Consider the following 259-nt stretch of genomic DNA (forward strand, 5'->3'; position numbering starts at 1 on the left):
TGTTTTCTCAATCCAAGGCCGTGGTACTGTTGTAACTGGTCGTGTTGAAGCTGGTATCATCAACGTGAATGACGAAGTTGAAATCGTTGGTATCAAAGAGACGACTAAGTCTACTTGTACTGGTGTTGAGATGTTCCGTAAGCTTCTTGACGAAGGTCGTGCTGGTGAGAACATTGGTGCACTTCTACGTGGTACTAAGCGTGAAGACGTTGAACGTGGTCAAGTACTAGCTAAGCCTGGTTCAATCAAGCCACACACA

General features: G+C 45.6%; 1 protein-coding gene. It reads left to right on the forward strand.

What is annotated here, in order from left to right; all coding sequences use genetic code 11:
- Positions 1-259, forward strand: a 259-nt coding sequence (locus ACFI4Z_RS19130; protein WP_462671899.1) for an EF-Tu/IF-2/RF-3 family GTPase, incomplete at both ends; no start/stop codon positions are given.

Source organism: Pseudoalteromonas sp. RWi3 (assembly GCF_054960735.1).